2 protein-coding genes and 1 pseudogene are annotated in these 5,752 nt (G+C 67.7%); all 3 read right to left on the bottom strand.

The annotated features are described in order from the left end of the window. Positions 1–97 precede the first annotated feature (97 nt). Positions 98–688: pseudogene (locus ACESM1_RS30025) on the bottom strand (succinate dehydrogenase iron-sulfur subunit); the annotation flags it as partial. Between the two features lie 302 nt (positions 689–990). After that, positions 991–3,498 (bottom strand): NAD-dependent epimerase/dehydratase family protein, encoded by a 2,508-nt coding sequence (locus tag ACESM1_RS30020; protein ID WP_372625031.1) that lies wholly within the window; start codon positions 3,496–3,498, stop codon positions 991–993. Positions 3,499–3,929: 431 nt separating this feature from the next. After that, on the bottom strand, positions 3,930–5,752 hold a 1,823-nt coding region (locus ACESM1_RS30015; RefSeq protein ID WP_372625029.1), incomplete at its 5' end, for a glycoside hydrolase family 15 protein.

The raw sequence follows: 5,752 nt of genomic DNA, 5'->3' as shown, positions 1-5,752 counted from the left end.
CGCCTCCGGAAAGCTCCGGCGCCGTTTCACGCCTTCCGACATCGTCACCTCCAGGCTCTTCAGCCTATCCGAGGTGTCCACTCAAACGGGGTAGGCCCAGCACCGCGGGGCCGAGGTAGCGGTCGCCGTTCCACCAATAGGAGGGGCAGGCGGTGGTGCAGCAGAAGCACATGATGCACTCCCACATCCCGTCGAGCTTCGCCCGTTCCTCCTTCGACTGCCGCCGCTCCGCGTCAGGTGGCGGCGGCGTGTCCGTCTTCAGCCAGGGCTCGATCGCGCGGTACTGCGCGTAGTGCTGCGACAGGTCCGGCACCAGGTCTTTCACCACCGGCATGTGGGGCAGCGGGTGGATGCGGACCTCGCCCCGCACATCCTCGATCGGCTTAAGGCAGGCCAGCGTGTTCAGACCGTCAATATTCATCGCGCAGGAGCCGCAGATGCCCTCGCGGCAGGAACGTCGGAAGGTCAGCGTGCTGTCCACCTCGTTCTTGATCTTGTTCAGCGCGTCCAGGACCATCGGGCCGCAGGCGTCGAGGTCGACCTCGTAGATGTCGAGCCGCGGCGTCGCATCGCTTTCCGGGTCCCAGCGGTAGACCTTGAATGTCTTGACGTTCTTGGCGCCCGATGGCGCCTTGTGAGTCGCGCCCTTCGTGATCCTGCTGTTCGCCGGCAGCGTGAACGTCGCCATTCGCCCTCCTTGCCTTTACCTCCCGACCAGGAGGCATGGCTCACCGGCGGGAGCAACCTTAAACCGCTGCGCCGCCGACCGCACCCTTGCCGGCCAGAGGGCGGCTCGGTGCTCGTTGCCGCCGGGGCAGATGTAGAGGTCGCGCTGGTGGTCGTAGCTGAAGTCCGAACGGCCCCGACGGCGGCAATTCGGGCGACGTGGGCGCGAGTGCGATGGCGGTCTGCGGCCATGGGCGATCACGCAAGCCTTGATGTTAAGCCCGCCTCCGCCCTCAGCCGGGCCCAGCGATTCCCTGGCGCGCCTCAGCATATCAAGCGGCTCCAGCTTCCGTAGCGCTCTTGGATCGGGCCACGCCGGAAGCTAAGCGCGATGAGCGCTGCGCCTGAGGCAGCGCGGACGACGGTCGCTGCGAGGTCGGCGTCGTAGGCGAACGGCGTGACGAACAGCGCCGCCCCGAGCGGCACGAGCAGATAGCGCATCGGCCGGGCGACCTCGGCCGCGGCGACCGAGACCACGGTCAGGACGAGTGCGCCGATCAGGTGGTCGGCATCCGCCAGGCCGCCTTCGGCGCCGAGCGTCAGGCGTGTGAACAGCAGCGACAGTCCGATGAGCGCCGACAGGGCCAGGTTCCACGGCAGACTCACGCCGCCACTCACCATGTCCCTGACCACGGCGCCGGCCGAGCGGCCGAACTCGTCGCCAGTCGGCCTGACGCCGCTGGTGTCCCGCGCCTCGTCGGTGTCGCCGACGAGGAGCACGCGCAGCCAGTTCCGGCCGGCCTTCGCGCGGCGGCGTAGGAACTGCAGCGTCGCGAGCAGCTCGTCCAGCGAGTAGGGAATCTGCACAAGCACTGCGGCCGCGCCGATCAGTGCGAGCGTGCTCCAGGTGCCGATGACGATTGGCTGGATGACGATAAAGAAGATCGAGGTGATGCCAAGCGGCGCTATCATCAGGCCGAACAGCACGACCAGCCACGGCATTGTGCGCCAGCGCATCCGCGAGCCGACGATGCCGGTGAGGACTTCGAGCAGGTAGGTGTAGCCTCCGACAGCGGCGTCGGAGACTGGCCAAGCTCTTGAGACGGCCGAGGTGATGATCTCCTCGGTGCCGTTCCGCGGATCGGTCGCCGAGCCGGCGAAGAACGGGTCCCACACCGTGGGGATGTGGCCGAGCTGGTAGGCCGCGAGGTAGCGAGAGACATAGAGGCCGACGAGCGCAAGGGCGATGATGGGCAGGCGCTGCGTCCAGGCGGACGGGTTGTAGCTCCAACCCGACGGCAGCTCAGGGCCGGCAAGCGCGGCGATCGCGGATGGGCCCGGCTCGGGCCTGGTGCAGACCGCGAAGCCGAAGACCAGAGCGCCGACAAGCGTGTCGGAGAGATAGGCGGCCGCGTTCCCCGTGGAGAAGAGGATCGGCGCGGCCATCACCAGCGCGCCGATACCCGCGCAGACCCAGCGCGCCCACTGCGCCCGCCAGGACAGCGCCAAGGTGGCGCAGACCACAAGCGCGAGGCCGAGGGCTATTTCGCTCCAGCGTAGAAGCGGCTCCTCGACGTTGATCAGCGGCGGCTGAGTGAGCAACCATGTGCCGAGGCCGATGTTGGCGAAGTGCGCCCACCGGTTGGCGCTGTGCTCGGCCCTGACCTGCGCTTCGCGGCGGGCCGCCAGATCCTCGGGATTCTCGCCAAGGCCGGCGGCGTCGCTGATCCAGGCCGGCGGCGTGACGCCGTTCGCCTTGTACCAGGCGCCGGGGTTGTCCTTCAGTGCCGCGACGAGCCGCGGCAACTCGTCCTTCAGCCGGTGCCGCGGCTCCCAGCCGAGCAGGTCGCGGGCGCGCCGGACGTCGAGTGCATAGTGGTCATCGGCCATGGCGACCATGAAGGGCCTGATGAACGGTGCCTCGCCCGCGTCGATCACGTCCGGGACGAGCGGTTCGAGCTTGTCCTGCGCCCAGGCGCCGGCGCTGGCAATAGTCTTCGGTACGCGCAATGTCGGCCAATCGTCCTCGCCGTGGAGGAGGCGGCCGAGTTCGTCCTGTAGCGCGTCATAGCCGATCGCGTCCGGCTCGCCGACCAGGATCTCCGTTTCAGGCGGCAGTGCTCCACGGCGCTCGACGGCGCTGCGGAATGCTTCGACCATGTCCTCGCGGTGAAGCATCGCCTGTCCTACGAGGGTGCTTCCCGAGTAGAAGTAGCTCTGGAAGTCGTGCTCATAGATCCGCGCCATCTGATGGGCCAACGTCGGCACCATCGACTGCTCGTCGTAGACGCCGGCCAGGCGCAGGATGACATACGGGATCCGACCGTGCTCGGCGCGGATCACCTCCTCGGCGGCGGCCTTCGACTTCGGGTAGGCCCAGCGCGGTTCGATGGGTTGGTGCTCGTCAATGCGCTCGCCGGGGCGGCACGGCGCATGCACGAGCATGGTGCTCGAGTAGACGAACTGCCGGACATCGAACGCCTGCAGCGCGCGCAGTAGGCGGCGAGTGCCCTCGACGTTGACGGACTGGTAAAGCGGGTTCTGCTCGCCGGTGAAGTCGAAATAAGCCACAAGGTGGATCACGCTGGCGATGCGCGGGCCGTACTTGTCGCGAAACTTATGGAGTGCCAGCTCGACCGCAGCGTCAGACGTGAAATCGGCCTCGAAGACGGGGAAGTCGGCGCCTTCCGCCGAACGGTCCAGCCCGATCACGCGGTAGTCGCGGTCGAAAGCCTCCCGGAGCGTACGGCCGAGATTGCCGGTGGCGCCGGTGATCAGGACGATTGGCCTCGGGTCCGAGGCTGGCGCCGGCGGAGCGGGGGTGGCTGCCATAGCCGCTGCTCCAAATTCTTTCTGAGATCGCGTTGATTGATAACACAGGCTTCGGCAAAGGGTTCTTCTGGGCGGGCATCCGGAACGTGAGAGATCGCGCGCCGGGTGGTTGCACCGCGCGGATGAGCTCGGCCTCATTTTGTTGGGCCGCCAATCTCGTCATTCGTCTATCGGGATCTGCCCCGCACGAGCATTTGCGTGCGTCGGGCGTCGCGGTGGCCGATCCACCTCGGGGGGCGGCCCGCAGCTCCGAGCCTCGGAAGGGGATCGAGGCAAATGCACTCCTCCGCGCGGCAGCAGCGGGGTGAGATCGCAGTGGAAGGAATAGGCACGGCGAGTGGGGCCGGCTCTACACGACACACAACTGCTGCCGCGAAGCGGGCGAAGCAGCTCATTTCTGCGATCGCCGGGAGTGGCGCTCCTGCTCTCGCTCAGTCAGGGGCAGGAGGCGGAAGCGGCCCTGCGTCGCTGGCGCGGCGCTGGGCTGCGCCCTTCGTCAGGGTGAGGTTCTCCGCGGTGTTGATGAGGCCCACGTGGGAGAAGGCCTGTGGGAAGTTGCCCAGCTGACGCCGGGCCTGCGGGTCGTATTCCTCGGCCAGCAGGCCGACGTCGTTGCGGATGCGGAGTAGCCGCTCAAATAGGCCCGCGGCCTCGTCGCGTCGGCCCATGAGAGCAAGGGCATCTGCCAGCCAAAACGTGCAGGGAAGGAACGTGCCTTCGCCGCCGGCTAGGCCGTCGACGCCGGTTTCGGTCCGGTAGCGCAGGACGAAGCCGTCGATGGTGAGCTCGCGCCTGATCGCCTCGACAGTGCCTACGCCACGCGGATCATTGGGCGGTAGGAAGCCGACGATCGGAAGCAGCAGGAGCGACGCATCAAGCTGATCGCTTCCGTGGGACTGCACGAAGCTGTTCCAACCGGTGTGGAAGCCGCGCCGGCAGATATCGTCATGAATCCGGGCGCGCAGCGCACGCCACTCCTCGACCGGCCCTTCCAGGCCATGCTGCTCGACCCCCGAGATGGCCCGGTCGACCCCAACCCAAGCCATCAGCTTCGAGTGGGTGAAATGCCGCCGCGGGCCGCGCACCTCCCAGATCCCGCTGTCCGGCTCGACCCACCTTTCGCCGATGAAGCGCGCGAGCACTCTCTGCACTCGCCACGCGTCCGAATCCGGCTCGACCCGGTACTTGCGGGCGACGTGCAGCGCGTCCATCAGCTCGCCGTAGATATCGAGCTGAAACTGGCTCTGGGCGGCATTGCCGATCCGCACAGGCCGGCTGCCCTCGTAGCCCGCGAGCCACGGCAGCTCCAACTCGGGCAGCCGGCGCTCCCCGGCGAGCCCATACATGATTTGCATCTCCTCCGGCCGCCCAGCGGCGGAGCGCAGCAGCCAGCGTCGCCAGGCAACCGCCTCGTCGGTGTAGCCGGAGATCAACAGCGAGTAGAGGGTCAGGGTGGCGTCGCGGATCCAGCAGTAGCGATAGTCCCAGTTGCGCTCGCCGCCGATCTCCTCGGGCAGCGAGGTCGTCGGCGCGGCGACGATGCCGCCGGTCGGGCTGTAGGTCAGCGCCTTGAGCGTGATCAGCGAGCGCCGCACCGCCTCGGCCCACGGTCCGTCGTACGTGCATTTGGCCGACCAGTCGCGCCACCAGCGCGCGGTGCACTCGAGCAGCACTTCGGGATGCTGGATCGGGGGCTCCTGTACGTGGGACGGATACCAGCACAGAGAGAAGGGAACACTCTGCCCCTCCCGCACCGTGAACTCTGCTTTCGTCGAGAAATCCTCGTTGCGCAGCTCGACGGGCGACCACAGCTGCAGCGCGCTCGGCCCGGCTATCGCCTGGAGGCCGTAGGGGCGCCGCTTGAGCCAGGGGACGACATGGCCGTAGTCGAAGCGGAAGACCGCCTCCAGGCGCATCGGCACCTCGCCCCGCAGCCCGCGCACGATGCGGATGACATCGACCTCGTCCTCGGTCGAGGGCAGCGGCATGAAGTCGGTGACCGCGACCGCGCCCGTGTCGGTCTCGAACTCGGTGTCGAGGATCAACGTGCCGTCACGGTAGCGCCGCGACACCGAGCGGACGACCCCGGCAGGGGCGATCAGCCAACGTCCGTTCTCCGGCCCACCCAGCAGGGCAGCGAAGCACGCGCCGCTGTTGTCAATGCTGAGGACGAATTCCTCAGAAGTGCTGGCTGAAAATTCCCCACTTCGGCTGGCGTCTACGCCGCGCCGCTGAGCTCGGGGTTGCGTGCCTT

The sequence above is a fragment of the Falsiroseomonas sp. genome (assembly GCF_041690465.1).
Classification (GTDB): domain Bacteria; phylum Pseudomonadota; class Alphaproteobacteria; order Acetobacterales; family Acetobacteraceae; genus Falsiroseomonas.
Note: the sequence above shows the minus strand (reverse complement) of the source record. Positions and strands in the feature narration are given on the sequence as shown.